Raw genomic sequence first — 763 nt, 5'->3', positions numbered from 1 at the left:
AGGTTAATGTCGAAGGGCTTTAGGATTTTGCACTCTCCCGCAAACGACCCCAGGCGCGCTGTCCATCGTGGAGGGTCAGTCGCAGTAAGGCAAAGACGGCGGCGTCGATCTTGTCTTCGTCAAGATCCATGACCCTCCCCCTCACGATCCAGTGGAACACAGCTTGGAAGCTTCCATGCTTCCGACCCGGTATGCCGCGGAACGACTTGGAAGATGGCGCAGTCTGTTGATGCGTTCCACCCAAACACATAAACCTCCTGACCAACGGTATTCCCTCAAGGGGAGCGGACCGCCAGGGACATTGCGACAGCCCCGATATTAACATCAATACCGGCCGTGTATCGGCAGGGGAGACAGATATGAGCACGATGACCAAATCCGATTATGTCGCCGCGGTGGCCGAAGAGGCAGGCGTAAGCAAGGCCGAGGCGGAGAAGGTGGTCAACGCCATCGAAAGCGTAACCCGCGCGCATGTCACCGCCGGCAGCGCGGTGCCGATCCCGGGCGTGGGCAAGGTGGTTGCCGTCGACAAGCCCGAGCGCACCATGCGCAACCCTTCGACAGGCGAGAGCTTCGTGAAGCCAGCGCACCGTGCGCCGAAGGTCACCGTCGGCAAGGCGCTGAAGGACAGCCTCGCAAGCTGATCCCGGCCCAGGCGTGTTCACCTTCACCGAGGTTCTAAACCGTCTCGGCTACAATCCCCGCCGCACGATGCTCCTGCGCCATGACCAGCGTGGCACGGTGGCCTGGCGGCGGGGACGCG

At 61.9% G+C, this 763-nt stretch carries 1 protein-coding gene; it reads left to right on the top strand.

Annotated features, from left to right (window positions below):
* Positions 1 to 359: 359 nt before the first annotated feature.
* A complete protein-coding gene (locus OCH239_RS21435; RefSeq protein WP_037267575.1) occupies positions 360 to 644 on the top strand; it encodes an HU family DNA-binding protein in 285 nt (94 codons plus the stop codon).
* Positions 645 to 763: the final 119 nt, after the last annotated feature.

Source organism: Roseivivax halodurans JCM 10272 (genome assembly GCF_000521785.1).
Classification (GTDB): Bacteria; Pseudomonadota; Alphaproteobacteria; order Rhodobacterales; family Rhodobacteraceae; genus Roseivivax; species Roseivivax halodurans.
The sequence above is the reverse complement of the archived record's forward strand: the minus strand, read 5'-3'. Positions and strand labels throughout refer to the sequence as shown.